The sequence below is a fragment of the Bacillus sp. 179-C3.3 HS genome (assembly GCF_047229225.1).
In the GTDB taxonomy this organism is placed as follows: Bacteria; Bacillota; Bacilli; order Bacillales; family Bacillaceae; genus Bacillus.
This window is the reverse complement of record NZ_JBFEFT010000004.1, coordinates 1-16,096: the sequence shown is the minus strand read 5'-3', so window position 1 is coordinate 16,096 and position 16,096 is coordinate 1. Positions and strand designations below refer to the sequence as shown.

Here is a 16,096-nt window from a genome sequence, read left to right as displayed (position 1 = left end):
ACTCCCTTAATCATTATTATTGAAATGGTTTTCCTGAAAAAATATAAAATCCGAAACAAATCACATGGAATGTAATAATGATTGACACAACCATTGTGACCTTATTATCCGGCCACCACTTGTGCTTTTTATTCCATTTCTCGAATAAATTGTAACCGGACATGACAACTGCATGGTATAGTCCGTAAATAATGTATTGTAGCGCAAGCCCATGCCAAGCCCCCATCAATAGAAAGAGGACAAAATATCCAATATTCGACACAGCCATTCGGTTCTTGATCCACTTCTTTTTTGTCATAAAGAACACAAATCTCATAAACACGTAGTCTCTGAACCAAAAGGATAACGACATGTGCCAACGATTCCAGAAGTCCTTAATATTCCGGCTAATAAACGGTTTATTAAAGTTTTCTGGTGATCTAATGCCCATAATATAACTCACACCAACGGCAAACGCTGTATACCCAGCAAAGTCAAAGAACAAATACATACTGTAAGCATACATGTACGTTAACTGTTGAACAAAATGACCGCCGCTCACCTGATCAATATTCATTAAAATATATGTGTGAATGAGATAACCAATAATAAATTTATATAAAAATCCGATAAAAATCTTATGCATTCCACTATATAGAAGATGACTATAAGCTTCTTGATCAGGTGGCGTTTCCATATCCTTTTCAAACCGGCGATAACGATCAATCGGTCCTGATGAAATCGTTGGGAAAAAGACAATGAAATACACCAAACGGTGAATCGGGATTTTCTTTTTGATTAAACCATCTCTCGTCTCAATAATTAACTGGACACCTTTAAATGTTAAATACGAGATCCCTAAAAAGCTCAGCCAGTTGATTGGCGGCAGTTGGTTCGGCTGATGGGTTAAGAAAAAAGGTAAAACCTTTGATAACACAAGAGGCAAAATTGATGCCACAACTGCGATATAGAAAACATATGCCTTATTTTCCTTTAATCGATACGATAGATACATTCGTATGATGAGCACTTGCCAAACGGTAAACAGAAACAGTAATAGCGCGCCGTGTGCATCTTTTGAAAAAATGAGTGCCAGTGCAACAACAGTGGCAAACATATTGTAACCTTGCATTCTTTTGCCACGAAGACCAAGGATCATCGTTGGCAAAAGAAGAATACCGATGAGAATGAAAAAGAAGAATGAACTAAACGGAATCATAGTAGGACCTCTTTCGCAATTCGCTTACGATCAACCTTCCCATTAGGCGTCATGTACAGTTGCTCAAGATAAACAAATTTTCTTGGAATCATGTACGCAGGCAGTGAGTCCGCCATCTCTTTCTTAATCGCACTTGTCAGCTGATATTCCTTCTCAAATGAATGTTCGGTTGGAACAATCGCTGCAATTAAGTACTCGACATGCCCATTTGGCTGAAACGGAACAATCACACAAGCATTCACATAAGTTGTCTCGCCAACATGGTATTCAATTTCTTCAAGCTCCATCCGATATCCATGCAGCTTAATTTGGTAATCAAGACGACCGTGGCATGTGATTAATCCATCCTGTTTCACACCCGCATCACCTGTGCGGTAAGCAGAACGTCCTTCGTATTCAAAGAACACTTGATCCGTTAAGGCTTCTTCACCTAAGTAGCCTTTGCTGACGCTCGGACCAACGATGACAATTTCTCCTTTTTCTCCATCACTAAGGTTCTTGCTTTCTTCATCTAAAATGACGATCTCTGTATCAGGCTTGGCATAACCCACTGGTAAAGAATCGTGCTGATCAAGAATCTCCTTTGTGACTTCGATCGATGTAATAGCAACAGTTGCTTCAGTTGGACCATACGTATTAAAAACCTGCGCCTTTGGAAAACGTTCAGTCAGTGCACTTGCTACAGAGACAGGAAGCGCCTCACCGCAGAACAAGAAGACTTTTAGCTCTGGTAAAAGTTCCCCTGTAAAAGATGGATCCATTAAACACATTTGGACAAAGGAAGGTGTTGATGTCCACACTTCAACGTCAGATTGCCCAAGTGCTGCAAACATATCCTTCGGTTTATTCACGAGATCCTTTACTAAACAGAAAAGCGTGCCGCCTGATTGAAGTGCCGGATATAAATCCATCACAGATAAATCAAAAGAAAATGGTGCTTGATTTAAAAACATACGCCCGTTGCCAAGAGGAAAATCTTTGCACATCCATTGTGTAAAGCTCTCTAAATTGTTAGCTGTAACCTGAACTCCCTTAGGCTTTCCAGTACTACCTGACGTATAAATGATATAAAAGACATCATCACCTTGAACCCACTGAGAAGATGGTGGCGCTTCTTTTTCAAGTGCTAAAAGTGATACCGCACTCTTCACTTGAATATGTTCTGCTACATTCGGTACATTCTGCTCATTTGCACAAATCAATACACTTGCTTTTGAGCTTTCAATAATTGAGACGATACGCTCTATAGGTATTGAGATGTCCACCGGAATATAAGGTCTACCTGATTTCACAGTTCCTAAGAAAGAAATCAGCATCTCTGGCTCCATATGACCGTACACAATAACAGGTGCACTGTCAGTTGCGACTGCATCAATCGCACCAGCCATTTGATCTGATAAACGCCAAAGCGCATCATATGTGATGGAAGCATGTTGAGAAACAAATGCTGGCTGTGTTGGTTTCGTTTGCTGGTATTCATGAATCGTGTGTAATAGTTTCATCGTTTAATCTCCAATTAAAAATCGTTGTAAATAAATGATCCCGTATTTGCCGTATGAAATCCGTAAATAAAAAACAATAATAGCAAAATAAGTAAGTAAAAACTTGTATATCCTATCCACTTTACAGATTTATTTTCTGATAGCTTTTTGAATAGCATATTCATAACCTCTTTTCTTTTGACACTTATAGAGACGCATGGATGATGGAAAGGTTTCAAATCAATTCATAAAATAGTGAAAACTTCGATTTGGAACCCTTTTAACAAAAGCTGTATTATTGTAACAATAATTTAATCTATTTGAAATAAAAACAAGTTTAAATTTCCCTTAAAAATTTGCTGAAACTTGTCTAAAATGTACAAAAAACCACCTAATGGTTCTAGGTGGTTTATTTTATCTACTTTTTATATTTGTTTATTTCGAACATGAGAATGTTCTTGAATACAACATAATCCTTTTTACTTTCGAAGGGACCTTTATTGTTGTCATGTTCATCAATTTCATAATACCCCGGACCTTCTCCTGCATCACGCTTATTGTACCAAGATAGGAATGCGTTGACTTCTTTCATGGAAAGGTCATACTCTTTCTGCAATCCGTTGACCATTGTAATGATGAGAAGTGCATCGCCGTCCTCATCTGACGAATCGTCCTTTGGTGGTGTGGCTGGTTCTGGATCTTTATCACCTGGTGTTTCGGTATTATCTTCTTTTGGTGGTGTGGTTGGTTCTGAGTCTTTGTCACCTGGTGTTTCGGTGTTATCTTCTTTAGGTAACAGTTCTTTTAATGAGATTGATTGAACTGATTTAAATTTCGCAATAGCTACCGGCATTCCATTATTTGTTGATTCTTGTCCACCAATGATATATAAAATATCATCTACTATAGCAGTGACGTGACCCTTTCTATAATATGTTTTAGGAGTCTGTACTATATTACTTGTTCCTGAAATAACATCATATAAACGCAATCGCAAAGTTCCACCTGTAAGTATAACTTTATCATTGTAAACAGCCGTTGCATAATACGCCAATGGCCATCCACCTGGCTTTTTAGTCCAGGTGTCTGTATCAGGATCATATTCACGGATAGATCTATTTAATGCATCAGTTCCTCCATTTAAATAAAGCTTTCCATTTACCTCATCTAACGTTCCGCCAGTCATATAGTAATCTAATAGGCTTTTTTTCTCCCACTTTTTTGTTTCGGGATCATAGCTGTACGTTCTCATTTTTGTTGTTGATTCTGGAGCTATAACGAAAATCTTTCCATTTACACTACCAGCATATGTTCTATATGGTCCAAATCTATATTCTAGAGGAACATCCTCAACCTTTTCCCACGAGTCGTTTTTAGGATTATACACTTCAACTGTCTTCACAGGTCCATCTGTTGAGAAACCACCTATGACATAAATATTGTTATTCAAAGTCACCGTCGCTGCACCATATCTAGGTGTTGGCATCGATTTTTTATTTGTCCACTCATTCGTTTTAGGATCATAGACAAACGTTTGATCACCAATACTCTGATTATTCGGAGTTTGACCACCAATTACATAAATTTTCCCATCAACAACTCCGCTACTAGCACCTACTCTAGCCTCCGGTAAATCGGCCATATCTTTCCACTCGACTGCATTCGCCTTAATTGATTGTAGTGGATAAATTATTGAAGATAATAATAAAAAGAAAATAAGAAAACATTTTTTCAAAAAAAACACTCCTTTATTTTATTAACATTACAATTATCGGACTTTTATAGTTATACTTAATACTTTTTGTAATTTTTTCATTTAATCATATTTCCGCCCAAATATGTTAATACCTTCGTTCCTGCATTAAAGAGATATTTCAAAAAATCCACTTTAAAAAATTAACAAATAACAGGCATAACTAATTATGTAAAAAACAATTCTGTGAGAAGGCATATACATAACATACATTTAATTACAGACATTTGAAAAAACGAGATTTTTTTATTACTTAATGTCATACATCATCAAGCCTATAGATTGTTTATTCTATCAAAATATAAAAAGCCCGCCGGCCTCCACCGAACGAGCTATGTTGACTTATTTTTAAGAGTGATAGAATATGTAATGTCTTAATTATCGCTGAATTTATTGAGTGTTTGCCATGCACGTTCCTGTTCGATCAATGAACAGATAGTCGTGAGCCACGAGTTAGATAATAATTCATTCTCCCTTATTCTCCGCTCAATAACGCATACTTTACACTAGGTTAATTCGTTGCTAAACCTCCCTTTTCTTTAAACACATCTTCAAGAGCAATCATCAAAAGCTGTCTAGAAAAGTCCTGATAAAACGACATATCATAATGAACATAAAACATGTCCCAAGGATGATCTTCGATCGAATGATAGCGCTCACCTTGATAATCAATCACTTTTACATTGTAATTTTTAATAACATGATGATCTAAAGCATCCCACCACTTGTTATATACTAGAACGTTAATATATTTCTTCTTCCCGCTTTCACTGATTATTTTCGTTTCACCGGTTTCTTTGTCGATATACTCATCAATATATCTGGCTTTGTTGACGATAACTTTACAGTTCGGCACTTTTTCTCTTAAAAAGTCGAATAGCCGTTTTACTCCAGCTTTCCATAATTCCAAATAACGATCTTTCTGATCAAAAAACATTTGAAATTTTTCTCTAATATCGAGGCGCTCAAATAGAGATGTCTGTTTAAATAACCACTGTTTATTAGTGATATAACTATCACCAATCCTTTGGACACCGTAAAAAAGGTCTCCATAAAAGTCTATAATCAGGTAATCTGGTTGACATTTTTCCATTTCGCTAAAAAAACTTTTATTTAGTTCTGTAGTGAAGTGCCTAGTATCAAAGGGACTTAAATTATCAATGAGTTTTTCATCAAAGGGTATTGGATCAGACATAAGAGAAATCATAGACATTTGATTTTGGTGCAGAACACAACTAGCGTATTTTTTATAATCACGAATAAATTTAGAGTTAAAATTATCCCTCGAAACACAGCTCCCCAAAACAGCGACCTTTGCATTTATTTGCTAATTTAGTAAAGTAACCATCGATCATATAGTAATCTTACTCTTCCAATTCTTGTACCTGGTGATCAAAAAGGTAACTCATCAAACTTAAAAATTTCCATTTGTCCCACTATTAACTTATTTGTTTACTTAGAGTAATTTTAAATTTTTCTATTTCATTTTTTTATCAAGCTTTATTATAATCTGGATATTAAGATCTTCTCAGTCCCACTAACCTCAATTCAACTTGTTCATCTATTTTGTTTGATTCCATTCTTCTAATGTCATCATTTTAAATTCTTCTTCGACATCCAATCTTAATGGGGCAATGAATTCAATCAAATTGCCATCTGGATCTTTGAAATAAATTGCTGCGTGCGCTTGCGGGTTATTAGGCAATACTAGTGGCTGTTTTTCAGGTGGAAATCCAAAACTAGTTGAGACATCTATGTCCCTTTCTGCTAACCATTCTTTAACACTTTGCAGATTCTCTCGATCAATTTGGAAGGCAATATGCCTTAACGATGGATGATAAGGTGTTTTCACCTGATCAGTTTCCCACAACCCCAACCAACTACATCCTTTCTCAATCCAGAAAAACACCAATTTTTCTTGTTCATAGGCTTTTTCTAACCCTAACTTCTTATAAAACTCAATAGATTTTTCTAGATTGCTGACAGGTAGATGCGCTTCATATAGCCCTTTGATCATTTAATAGCCCCCTTTATCATCATGTATCATTTTATCGTGAAATTACATAATATTCACTTATTTAGGATTTAATGAAATCGCTTCTCAGATGTAAAAGTATGTGTATATAAAAGCAATACCGCTTTGGGTCGCCTCTTTTGTGTTTTTATTAGAATGATGAAATGTCCTAAGCGTAGATACCACATCTTTGATCGGATCGTTACGTTCGGGTGACGAGTTAGCCGTGAGACTTTGTAAGTAGCCGATAAATATAACCATTTTGACCAACGTACATCCTAACGTATGTCTTACGTACACGAAAAAACCCGTTATCAAAACGTCTATGTCATCGTTTTATTAAACAATGACAATACGTATCAATAACGGGTTTTCTAAATGACGTCCCAGGAGAGATTCGAACTCCCGACCGACGCCTTAGAAGGGCGTTGCTCTATCCAGCTGAGCTACTGGGACATGTTGTTATGTAGTGTGCTGATGAGGAATACCTCAACGACAATATTTATTATATTACTATTGTTCTTTAAAGTCAACGGTTTTTTCGAAAGTTTTTTCATAAGGGGCAGATGATGCGCCCTTATGAAATACTTTCCATTGTGACGGTGTTTTCGAGGTCTGGAATCGTCTGACCTTCATCCGTATAGAATTGTATGTTCGCTGTGTTTCCATCTAGTGTCAGTATAGCATAGCTGCGTTCTTTTCGCACTCTTGGCAGGTGGACACTGCCGGGGTTGATGAACAGTTTTCCTCTTAAGCGTTCGCTACCCGGGATGTGCGAGTGACCAAAACAGACGATGTCTGCGCCGAGTTCTTCTGCACGGTAGTAGACTTGAAGCAAGGTTTGTTTGATGCCATGTAGATGTCCGTGGGTGAGAAATAGTTTTCCGCCTCCATCAAGTGGAAGCAGGAGCTCTTCTTCAAAATCGCCTATAAAATCACAATTTCCTTTGACGACTTTGTATCCTTCTAGTGCCGGATGGTTTGTTTCGAGTTCTGAATCTCCGCAGTGAATCATCATGTCCACTTCATCCGCATGCCGTTTGGCAATGGTTTGAAGTTCGTCTGTGAGTCCATGACTGTCGCTAATGATGAGTATCTTCATGGCTTCATTCCCCCTTAATCTTTTGCGTCTAGCAGTGATGAAAGTTTTTGAAGCGCAACCGCTCGATGGCTGATTTTGTTTTTCTCCTCTGGTGTTAATTGAGCCATTGTTTTGTCCTTATCTTTGACGATAAAAATAGGATCGTATCCGAAGCCGTTTTCGCCAATTGGTTCTTCTGAGATAAATCCTTCAACCGATCCTTCAACCGTTTTGGTTTCTTTCCCTGGTATGCTGACAGCAAGAGCACATCGGAATCTGGCTGTGCGGTCTTCTTTTTCGACACCTTTGAGTTCATCGAGTACTTTCTTTACATTCTCAGCATCGTCTTTTTCCACACCCGCATATCTCGCTGAATAGACGCCCGGTTTCCCGCCAAGATAATCAATCGACAGACCTGAATCGTCCGCAATCACCATTTCACCTGCTTTGGCCTGGATTGCCTCAGCTTTGATCACGGCATTTTCTTCGAAGGTTTGTCCTGTTTCTTCAATCTCTTCAGTAAATCCAATGTCTGCTAGTGTTTTGACTGTGAAACCTTTTGGTTCAAGGATGGCTTTGAATTCTTTTGCTTTTCCCGAATTATGCGTAGCAATGATCGCTGTTTTCATCCTAATCAAACCTTTCTCCTTATATGACTTCTCCTGTGACTGCTTTTTGTTTTTCAATTAATTCTCGAATGCCTTTTTCGGCTAAATCAAGCAAACCGTTCAGCTGCTCTCTTGTAAATGTCGCTTCTTCTCCTGTACCTTGCAGTTCTACAAAACGTCCAGTACCTGTCATAATGACATTCATATCCACTTCAGCCGAGGAATCTTCCTCATAATTTAAATCTAACAGAAGTCCTTGCTTTGAATCAATTCCGACGGATATTGCCGCTAAATAGTCCGTGATTGGGTTTTCTTTGATCACTTTTTCCGCTTGAAGCTTTTGAATGGCAAGCGCCATGGCGACAAAAGCACCTGTGATGGAAGCCGTCCGTGTTCCGCCATCTGCTTGAATGACATCACAATCAATCCAAATCGTACGTTCACCGAGTTTTTCTAAATCAACAACTGCACGAAGTGCTCGTCCAATTAAGCGTTGGATCTCCATTGTACGTCCTGTGACTTTTCCTTTTGAGGATTCACGAATGGTTCGTTGTGCTGTTGCTCTTGGTAGCATGCTATATTCTGCTGTGATCCAGCCTTTTCCTTCGCCTCTTAAAAAAGGAGGTACGCGGTCTTCAATGGATGCGTTGCAAATCACCTTTGTATTTCCCGCTGAGATTAAGACAGAGCCTTCTGGGTGCGTGATGTAGCCTGCCTCTATTTCAATTTTTCTTAATTCATCATATTGTCTTTCATCTAATCTCATGATTTACCTCCGTTACGATATAACTTCCATGTGTTGTTAATAGGTTCTCCTACTAACTTTGACAACCTCGTTCAGTTCTAGTCGCCTAGAATAAAAAAGAGGCAGCGTCAATGCTTGCCCCTTTTCCTACATTATATCAATGTGTGCCGTTAAAAACTACCTGTATTCACTTGTTCTGGTCTTGAAACCGGCTTTGTCAGCTCAGCTCCTTTTTCGTTCACCAGGTCTGCCTTCCCATTTACTTTCACCGAAACGCTTTTGACATCAGGTAGCTCTGTTAATGTGAGTACAATACTATCTAGCACTTTTTGAGAAATGACTTTTTTCTTTTCATCTGCGCTGCCAAAAATGGACTCATTAAAGTCGAGTGTGACATGACCATCTTTTACTTTTGGTACATCATTCAGTTTTACGTCTCGGTCAAAGTCGGTGAGCAATTGGCTTGTTTTGCTTGGCCCAGAAACCAGCTCATCAATGGCTGATACAATCAGATCATCCTCTTCATTTGACGCTCTCTTTGTTACCGGTACATAGTAAGTCTGCTCATCGGATTCTGATAAATAGTAGACCGTGACTGGCTTTGTCGCCGTCATATCAGCGGCCGCCTCGTGCTGAATATTGATGCCATCTTCTCTGCTTAAATCATCTGAGATGGGTGTCCCATTTACAGGCATTTCTTTTAGTTCATGCCCATTCATCTTCAATTTGACTTTGGCGACTGAATCAAACTGCGTTAACGTCCATGTGACAGATTGCAAAATGCGCTGTTCGTCTTCTTTTTTATAGTTTTTGAATTCATTTGAAAAGTCCACAACGGCTGTACCGTCTTGAATGTCGACAGATACGCTCGTATCAGCTGGCAAAACCGCTCTAAATCCATTGGGCATGAGGTTTGAAATCGGTCCTCCATCTACGAGATATTCAAGCGTTTGCTTGGCACTTCCTTCATTTTTCGGCAGCGGAATGGATTGGGAGACGACATAGCCGTTTTTATCAATTAAATATAATTCTCTCATGACGGTATCAGCCTGTTTCTCTTCTTTTCCTTCTTTCGCTGTTTGTTTTTCTTCTTTATTTTCGTTCACATATGTGACGTTTTGTGGTGGATCAATCTCTGTCTTCGCTTGGTCTGTTTGAAATAATCCGCATCCTGATAAAAGCATGGCTGACGCAATACATGTGACAGCTGCTGTAGATCCTTTTTTCAGCATACTTCACCCTCCTCCGGTAGTTTGTACTACTATGTATACGAGCTCCAGAGGACGATTAGACCCTTTTCATAAAAAAAGAACCCACTTCAAGTAGAAGTGAGTTATGACTGGTACATTCGTTCAAGTGACACGGATTTGACCTTACCTGGTAGGTAGCCGAACCAGTCACTTGCAATGTTTTGAAAATTTAGTTGATCGCCTGTTGTGTAAAATGTATGATCGGGTGCTTCCTGAGACGCATTTAACAACCCTTTATAAGAAAGAATCGTACTGGCTTCTCTTGCTGTCTCGTCCCCTGATGATATGATGCGAACATCACTGCCCATATAGCGCTGAATGGGTTCTTTTAAAATAGGATAATGTGTGCATCCAAGAATCAATGTATCGATGCCAGTATCTTTCATCGGTTCAAGCGAATCTTTGACAACTTCGTCTGCTGTTTGATCTAAAAACGTGCCACTCTCAACAAATGGAACGAGCAGCGGGCAAGCAAGACTTTGAACAGTCAAACCTTCTTTTAAAGAAAGCAGCGCTTCTTTATAAGCTTCACTTTTGATCGTATTGGCTGTCCCGATAACACCAATATGTTGATTATTCGTCACCTTGATGGCCGTGCGTGCACCAGGCTGAATCACCCCAATGACTGGGATATCGAGCGTTGCTTTGATTTCATCAAGGGCAATCGCAGTTGCCGTATTACAAGCAATGACGAGCATTTTAATGTGGTGATGTCTCAATAAGTAATGCGCCATTTCCCATGTATATTGGCGAACTTCTTCCTGTTCCCGCGGGCCATAGGGACATCGTTTTGTATCACCCACGTATATAATTTTTTCTTTTGGCAGTTGTCTCATGATTTCCTTCGCTACGGTTAGCCCGCCGACGCCGGAATCAATTACGCCGATTGGTTGATCCAACAAAATCGCCTCATTTTCTATTCATTTGCTGCTGTAGTTTCGTTAAAGATTGATTGAAAACGATGGCTTCTTCTTCTGAGAAAGCCCCTAGAAGTTCACTGACGTATTCTTGTCGTTTGGCGATCACTTCTTGAATAATCCGCTCACCTTCTGGCAATAAATGAATACGGACGACTCGGCGGTCAGAAGGATCTTTGACCCGTTCAACAAGTTCATTTTTTTCCATTCGATCAATTAAATCAGTGGTCGTGCTACATGCCAAATACATCTTTTGTGATAATTCACCTATTGTCATATCCCCGAATTCATAGAGCCATTGAAGCCCTACAAATTGTGGTGGTGTAATCGTATATTGATTGAGGATTTCTCTACCTTTTTGCTTAATGATTGCGGCAATATGGCGCAATGATTTCTCAATATCTGCAACATGGTCGAACTCATTCGTTTCCATTTCATTGATACCTCACTATAGCATCTCACTTTAATTAACACGTACACATCTATTTTCCTCGTTTTTCAAAGAAAATGCAAGAAGATGCTGTGAGGAAATTCACACAGAATAACCGGTTCCTCCTCGATATGGAGGAAAACCGGCTGACTTTAGAGCTCTAGCTCACCCATACGCAGAAGCTCGACTACGGCCTGTGAACGACCTTTGACTCCTAGCTTTTGCATGGCATTTGCTAAGCGTACCTTTTGCAAATTGTTATCCGCGCTTTGTCATTTGAATCTATAATAGATGTTTATTTGCCCATTTGGATCAATCACGATACGATCAATGAGCTTCTCAAACACATGCTTTAAATCTTTTTCTCTATCCTCAAGTTCTTGAATGACTGCTTTCATTTCAATGATGGAATTCTTCTCATTTTGTACATGTTGCAATGAAAATAAACTCTGTTCAAGATTTGTTATTTTAGCCTGAATGTCGTTCCGTTTACTTTGAAATTCGGCTTTTGTAATCATTTGATCTTCTAAGTACAGTTCTAACAATCTTTTGTTTTGCGTCTCTAAAGATTTCAATTCTGCCTTTATAGCTTTAATTTGTTTTTCCTTTTGTTCAAGCGAATTTTTCTTGAAGTCGTGTGAAATTCCCTCTGAAAATTTAATGAGATTTTCAATCACAAAATCTCTAAGTTCCTCGTATTTGATCGGGACATGATTCACACACCCATCTTGCCCGGACCTTCTGAAATTACTACATTTTAGGTATTTCCAATAAGTCCGCTCTCCATTTTTCTTGACTCGATGTGTTTGGATAATCACCATTTTAGATCCACATTTCCCACAGATAATTAACTTTCTCAACTCATTCCAAGGTGTGAATTTTCTCTTTTTATTGACTGTTTGTTTACTGTTAGCTTTTTCCCAATCTTCTCTAGAAACGATTGGCGGACAGAAATCTTCATAAACATTCCATTTTTCAGGTGGATTTCTAATAAATTTCTTTCGCCCATCTACCTTTATCGTTGTATGTCTATTAGCAATGTGAACTCCACAATAAATAGGGTTTTTTAAAATAGTCTGGACCGTTGTAAGCTGCCAGTTACTTCTTTTCCTTGGTGGAGGTATTTCACCAGCTTTACACTTCTCCTGCAAAGCGTATGTAACTCTTTTCTGACCTAATCCCTCGTTGTTATATAAATGAAAAATCAACCTGATCACATCAGCTTCATTTTCGTTGATTACGAGGTATTTCCCCTCTTTCATATAACCATATGGTACTCTTCCAGAGTGCTCTCCCCGTCTGGCCTTTGCTGCAAGAACACCACTTATGTTTACGGACATAGATTTAGGTAACTGCTCTGCGAAAAGGGCTGACATTTCAAATTTCATCGACGCTTTACTCTCATAAAGGCTGTCATAATCTTCTTCAAGCGTGACGACACGAACACCGTTAGATACTAAGATCTCTCTAATATAAAGAGCATCTTTCAGATCCCTCGCAAGACGTGTGATGGATTTGAAAATAACCATTTTTATTTCTTTCTTTTCTGCCAATGAAAAAATGTATTTCATTGCTGCTCTATCTTCAAGGACAGTACCACTAATACCGTCATCTAACAAAACAGAACGGTCATCCCATTGATAATTGTGTTGTTCAATCCAGTACCTACAAACATCGATTTGGTTTTCTTTTGATGATATTTGTTCATCACGATCTGTCGAGACCCTTGTATAGACCTTGTACGGGTAGTCGTCATATTTAGTGATTTCGTCAACTGTCTCTTTACGAAAATGCATATAACATACCCCCAGTTATTAACTTATATGTAAATTATACCATCCCGCATCAAGATTTCATTATCCTTATAAAATTTGCAATTCAATTTTAAAGGTCTCATATTTATGTTTATGATAGAGCGTACTTCCTTATTAGAGAGAGTTCCTATGATACTCAAAAGAAAAACCCAGCTTTTTTAGCTGGGTTATACAAATCCTTATAGACTCTTTTCTTTCGCACCCTCATCGTAAGGAAAATACTACATGTTCTGTGTCCGATCAAATCCTAATCTCTACTTTTATTATAACCCTAATTGAAAACTTTTTATAGACTGTTTTCCACTCAAATCAAGCCTTATACTGTAATACGCTAGTCAAAATCGATAAGGGGTGTCGCTATATGAATGATAAGAAAAATGTGTTAGATCCTGGTCCGTTTTTTCATGGCACTAAAGCAAAACTAAAAATTGGTGACCTGCTAGAACCATTGTACTTATCCAATTATCAAGATAAAAAATCTAACCATATCTATTTTACTGGAACATTAGAAGCTGCTAAATGGGGCGCTGAATTAGCAAGAACCCAATCTAAAGAGCGAATTTATATTGTAGAACCCTTAGGTGAATTTGAAAATGATCCGAATTTAACCGACAAAAGGTTCCCTGGAAACCCAACACGTTCTTATAGATCGAAATCTCCCTTAAAAATAGTAGCTGAATTAGGTTCATGGGAAAGACATTCTGATGAAGAAATCAATCATATGCTCACATCTTTAAAGAAGTTAAGCGAAGAAGGTAAGAATGTCATATACGATTGAACCTAATGTGTTAAAGCTTCACACAAATTTCTAAATGAATGATTTTAAGCTTTTGTAGCCGATACGTCATTAATCGAACAGTAAATTCTTTGGTATATGTATTAAAAAGCCCCTCCTAATCAATTTGAAGGGGCTTTTATTTACGTTTATAATCGAACATATATTCTCTTTGCAGGAGGGAAGACCTGTGACCGATCTTGAAAGAAAACTTTATCGAATCATCTATAACATGAGCAGATTCAGAAAAAACCCCACGATAGATGACCTTAAAAGGAAAACAGGCAAAGGTGAGGAAGCGATCCGCAAGGCTGTTAAGAATCTGGTTTCTCGTGAGGAATTGAAATGGGATAAAGAGAAAAAGGAATGGCGGTTTAAGTAAAAAATGCCCTTCGAATGGAGGGGCATTTTATTGACTGTCTTCTTTTGAATATTTCTTAACCAGTGCTTCACTAATCCTACTTACAATATAGATCGCAACTGCTAAGATTAGCATCAATGGGATCATGCCCAAACGATGATCTGCAACATATACGATTACCCCTACAACTATGGCCACTACGATTGCCGTTAAAAAATGCCTCACCCTCACCACACCCCTTTATATAAATCATATACATTTTAATACATAAGGGATGGCATTAAAAGCCTTTATTGTCTATAATCGGAAATGTACTACATTATTACCAGAAAGAGGGTTATTATGAACATCTTCAAAACTTTGTTTCTCGTCAGTTTGTCTTTGGTTTTAATGTTTTCTGTAAGTGCTCCTTTATTAGCTCAGGAGAATGATGAGACTCCTAAAAAACTAGTAAGCTACGAACCTTCTCGATTTGCTCTTAATGAGAACTTGTTAAAATCTGAATTGGAAGCTCAAGCAAAGTGGGACGGACAATTCACCTCTAATTACACTATACCTTCTTATGTAGTCGCATCTGCCGCATCATACGGCATGTTCCATATCACTAGATATTTAGCCTCAACATTGCAACTTGGACCAGCTGCAGCTGCCGCATTTACTGGAATGGTGACTGGTTATGTCGCATCCAAAGGAGAAATAAAATTAAAGTCAGTAGAAAAATATAGATGGATTAGAAAATACACCAAAGCTGAATACCAAGCAACAACAAAAATCTATGTAAACGGAAAGTATAAAACAACTAAAACCAAAAAATGGATTTCGGAAGTAGATACTAACATTGATAGTGTTGAATAAACGTTCCCTCAAATGAAGCCCCTCCAAATGGAAGGGCTTTTTTATTTTTGATTCTGCTGTAATAAAAGACTAGTTCTCAACTTGCACACTTTAAGATGTAGTCACAAGAATTTTTTTATTCTTATCTAGTCTATTTCACCTATGCAATTAAATTCATTTTTAAGGAAACCCAGGGTTTATTTCTCAATTTACCTCCATCTAGTGGTAAACTCTCTATTGATTGTAACCAAGCATTGAAGGAGATTGCCATGAAAACGTTAGATGTTCAAGCTTTGGATGATGCAATTGCTCAAACACTGACAAGCTTAAAGCAACAATCACAGAACATCAAATCCCTAGAAAAACAAATCAATCAGATCATCTCATTAGATGGTGCTCTAAAGGGAGAAGCTGGAGAAGCCATTCGAGCGTTTTATACCGAGTGTCATATCCCCTTTTTGAAATTCTTCGTGCTTACCATTGAGGAATACAGCGCCGCGCTCAAAAAGATAAAAACATCACTTCGCTCATTTGAATCAAACGAAAAAGGCTTTATCTCACAATCGTTTCTCGAACATGAACTTGATCAAGGCTTAAAAAATGCCGAACAGGCCATTTCCGACATCGTGTCAGATGCGAACAGCGCCATCGGTAAAGTCAGCCATATCATTAATTTACCAAGAGTGGACGATTCTGATTTTCAAGCAAGCTATCAAAAAGCATGGATGAACATTTCGAAAACCATTGGTTCTCTTCATGCCTTTGATAGAGAACAAGCCAGTGCTTTGAATGAAACCAAGAGCTCCCTTGAAACAATGAAGGAATACATGGATGT

Annotated in this window: 18 protein-coding genes, 1 tRNA gene and 1 pseudogene; 4 read left to right on the top strand and 16 right to left on the bottom strand. The window is 38.1% G+C overall.

What is annotated here, in order from left to right; genetic code table 11:
* Positions 1 to 16: 16 nt before the first annotated feature.
* The 15 genes and pseudogenes from dltB to AB1K80_RS04030 form a co-directional block, all read right to left on the bottom strand.
* Positions 17 to 1,198, bottom strand: coding sequence for a D-alanyl-lipoteichoic acid biosynthesis protein DltB (gene dltB, locus AB1K80_RS04100; protein ID WP_412855351.1), 1,182 nt, complete (start codon positions 1,196 to 1,198; stop codon positions 17 to 19).
* The gene (gene dltA / locus AB1K80_RS04095; protein WP_412855350.1) at positions 1,195 to 2,700 is read right to left on the bottom strand and encodes a D-alanine--poly(phosphoribitol) ligase subunit DltA; all 1,506 of its coding nucleotides are present in this window, start codon (positions 2,698 to 2,700) and stop codon (positions 1,195 to 1,197) included. The genes dltB and dltA overlap by 4 nt, the downstream gene beginning before the upstream one ends.
* Positions 2,701 to 2,714: 14 nt before the next feature.
* Positions 2,715 to 2,864, bottom strand: a complete 150-nt coding sequence (locus AB1K80_RS04090; protein WP_024427820.1) for a teichoic acid D-Ala incorporation-associated protein DltX — start codon at positions 2,862 to 2,864, stop codon at positions 2,715 to 2,717.
* A gap of 233 nt (positions 2,865 to 3,097) precedes the next feature.
* On the bottom strand, positions 3,098 to 4,423 hold the full coding sequence (locus tag AB1K80_RS04085; RefSeq protein WP_412855349.1) for a Kelch repeat-containing protein: 1,326 nt from the start codon (positions 4,421 to 4,423) through the stop codon (positions 3,098 to 3,100).
* A 520-nt stretch (positions 4,424 to 4,943) separates the two neighbouring features.
* The gene (locus AB1K80_RS04080; RefSeq protein WP_412855348.1) at positions 4,944 to 5,735 is read right to left on the bottom strand and encodes a DUF6270 domain-containing protein; all 792 of its coding nucleotides are present in this window, start codon (positions 5,733 to 5,735) and stop codon (positions 4,944 to 4,946) included.
* Positions 5,736 to 5,993: 258 nt separating this feature from the next.
* A complete protein-coding gene (locus tag AB1K80_RS04075; RefSeq protein ID WP_412855347.1) occupies positions 5,994 to 6,449 on the bottom strand; it encodes a VOC family protein in 456 nt (151 codons plus the stop codon).
* A 379-nt stretch (positions 6,450 to 6,828) separates the two neighbouring features.
* A tRNA-Arg gene (locus AB1K80_RS04070) sits at positions 6,829 to 6,902 on the bottom strand.
* A 121-nt stretch (positions 6,903 to 7,023) separates the two neighbouring features.
* The gene (locus tag AB1K80_RS04065; RefSeq protein WP_412855346.1) at positions 7,024 to 7,548 is read right to left on the bottom strand and encodes a YfcE family phosphodiesterase; all 525 of its coding nucleotides are present in this window, start codon (positions 7,546 to 7,548) and stop codon (positions 7,024 to 7,026) included.
* Positions 7,549 to 7,562: 14 nt separating this feature from the next.
* Positions 7,563 to 8,165 (bottom strand): XTP/dITP diphosphatase, encoded by a 603-nt coding sequence (locus tag AB1K80_RS04060; protein WP_412855345.1) that lies wholly within the window; start codon positions 8,163 to 8,165, stop codon positions 7,563 to 7,565.
* A gap of 10 nt (positions 8,166 to 8,175) precedes the next feature.
* Positions 8,176 to 8,901 (bottom strand): ribonuclease PH, encoded by a 726-nt coding sequence (gene rph, locus AB1K80_RS04055; protein WP_412855344.1) that lies wholly within the window; start codon positions 8,899 to 8,901, stop codon positions 8,176 to 8,178.
* 149 nt (positions 8,902 to 9,050) lie between these two features.
* A complete protein-coding gene (locus AB1K80_RS04050) occupies positions 9,051 to 10,112 on the bottom strand; it encodes a GerMN domain-containing protein (protein ID WP_412855343.1) in 1,062 nt (353 codons plus the stop codon).
* Positions 10,113 to 10,213: 101 nt separating this feature from the next.
* The gene (racE, locus tag AB1K80_RS04045) at positions 10,214 to 11,032 is read right to left on the bottom strand and encodes a glutamate racemase (RefSeq protein WP_412855342.1); all 819 of its coding nucleotides are present in this window, start codon (positions 11,030 to 11,032) and stop codon (positions 10,214 to 10,216) included.
* A 7-nt stretch (positions 11,033 to 11,039) separates the two neighbouring features.
* A complete protein-coding gene (locus AB1K80_RS04040) occupies positions 11,040 to 11,480 on the bottom strand; it encodes a MarR family winged helix-turn-helix transcriptional regulator (protein WP_412855341.1) in 441 nt (146 codons plus the stop codon).
* Between the two features lie 149 nt (positions 11,481 to 11,629).
* Positions 11,630 to 11,716, bottom strand: a pseudogene (locus tag AB1K80_RS04035) (hypothetical protein); the annotation flags it as partial.
* 33 nt (positions 11,717 to 11,749) lie between these two features.
* Positions 11,750 to 13,273: a recombinase family protein gene (locus AB1K80_RS04030; RefSeq protein ID WP_412855340.1), complete on the bottom strand. Its 1,524-nt coding sequence runs from the start codon at positions 13,271 to 13,273 to the stop codon at positions 11,750 to 11,752.
* 379 nt (positions 13,274 to 13,652) lie between these two features.
* Here AB1K80_RS04030 and arr point away from each other — a divergent pair, with 379 nt between their 5' ends.
* Both arr and AB1K80_RS04020 read left to right on the top strand, forming a co-directional pair.
* Positions 13,653 to 14,069 carry an NAD(+)--rifampin ADP-ribosyltransferase gene (arr, locus tag AB1K80_RS04025; protein WP_412855339.1) on the top strand — a complete coding sequence of 139 codons (417 nt, stop codon included), beginning with the start codon at positions 13,653 to 13,655 and terminating at the stop codon, positions 14,067 to 14,069.
* 187 nt (positions 14,070 to 14,256) lie between these two features.
* The gene (locus AB1K80_RS04020; RefSeq protein ID WP_412855338.1) at positions 14,257 to 14,448 is read left to right on the top strand and encodes a hypothetical protein; all 192 of its coding nucleotides are present in this window, start codon (positions 14,257 to 14,259) and stop codon (positions 14,446 to 14,448) included.
* A gap of 27 nt (positions 14,449 to 14,475) precedes the next feature.
* Here AB1K80_RS04020 and AB1K80_RS04015 read toward each other — a convergent pair whose 3' ends face one another.
* Positions 14,476 to 14,658 carry a hypothetical protein gene (locus tag AB1K80_RS04015; protein WP_412855337.1) on the bottom strand — a complete coding sequence of 61 codons (183 nt, stop codon included), beginning with the start codon at positions 14,656 to 14,658 and terminating at the stop codon, positions 14,476 to 14,478.
* Between the two features lie 111 nt (positions 14,659 to 14,769).
* On the opposite strand from AB1K80_RS04015, the gene AB1K80_RS04010 reads away from it, so the two are divergent.
* Positions 14,770 to 15,282 carry a hypothetical protein gene (locus AB1K80_RS04010; RefSeq protein ID WP_412855336.1) on the top strand — a complete coding sequence of 171 codons (513 nt, stop codon included), beginning with the start codon at positions 14,770 to 14,772 and terminating at the stop codon, positions 15,280 to 15,282.
* Positions 15,283 to 15,530: 248 nt separating this feature from the next.
* The coding region (locus AB1K80_RS04005) for a T7SS effector LXG polymorphic toxin (protein WP_412855335.1) at positions 15,531 to 16,096 on the top strand (566 nt) is incomplete at its 3' end.

What these genes read in the sequence shown, in the direction of transcription:
- AB1K80_RS04010 (WP_412855336.1), top strand. Translation starts at nt 14,770, where the DNA reads ATGAACATCTTCAAAACTTTGTTTCTCGTCAGTTTGTCTTTGGTTTTA.
- AB1K80_RS04065 (WP_412855346.1), bottom strand. Translation starts at nt 7,548, where the DNA reads ATGAAGATACTCATCATTAGCGACAGTCATGGACTCACAGACGAACTT.
- dltA (WP_412855350.1), bottom strand. Translation starts at nt 2,700, where the DNA reads ATGAAACTATTACACACGATTCATGAATACCAGCAAACGAAACCAACA.
- AB1K80_RS04090 (WP_024427820.1), bottom strand. Translation starts at nt 2,864, where the DNA reads ATGAATATGCTATTCAAAAAGCTATCAGAAAATAAATCTGTAAAGTGG.
- rph (WP_412855344.1), bottom strand. Translation starts at nt 8,901, where the DNA reads ATGAGATTAGATGAAAGACAATATGATGAATTAAGAAAAATTGAAATA.
- dltB (WP_412855351.1), bottom strand. Translation starts at nt 1,198, where the DNA reads ATGATTCCGTTTAGTTCATTCTTCTTTTTCATTCTCATCGGTATTCTT.
- AB1K80_RS04075 (WP_412855347.1), bottom strand. Translation starts at nt 6,449, where the DNA reads ATGATCAAAGGGCTATATGAAGCGCATCTACCTGTCAGCAATCTAGAA.
- AB1K80_RS04040 (WP_412855341.1), bottom strand. Translation starts at nt 11,480, where the DNA reads ATGGAAACGAATGAGTTCGACCATGTTGCAGATATTGAGAAATCATTG.
- AB1K80_RS04050 (WP_412855343.1), bottom strand. Translation starts at nt 10,112, where the DNA reads ATGCTGAAAAAAGGATCTACAGCAGCTGTCACATGTATTGCGTCAGCC.
- AB1K80_RS04030 (WP_412855340.1), bottom strand. Translation starts at nt 13,273, where the DNA reads ATGCATTTTCGTAAAGAGACAGTTGACGAAATCACTAAATATGACGAC.
- arr (WP_412855339.1), top strand. Translation starts at nt 13,653, where the DNA reads ATGAATGATAAGAAAAATGTGTTAGATCCTGGTCCGTTTTTTCATGGC.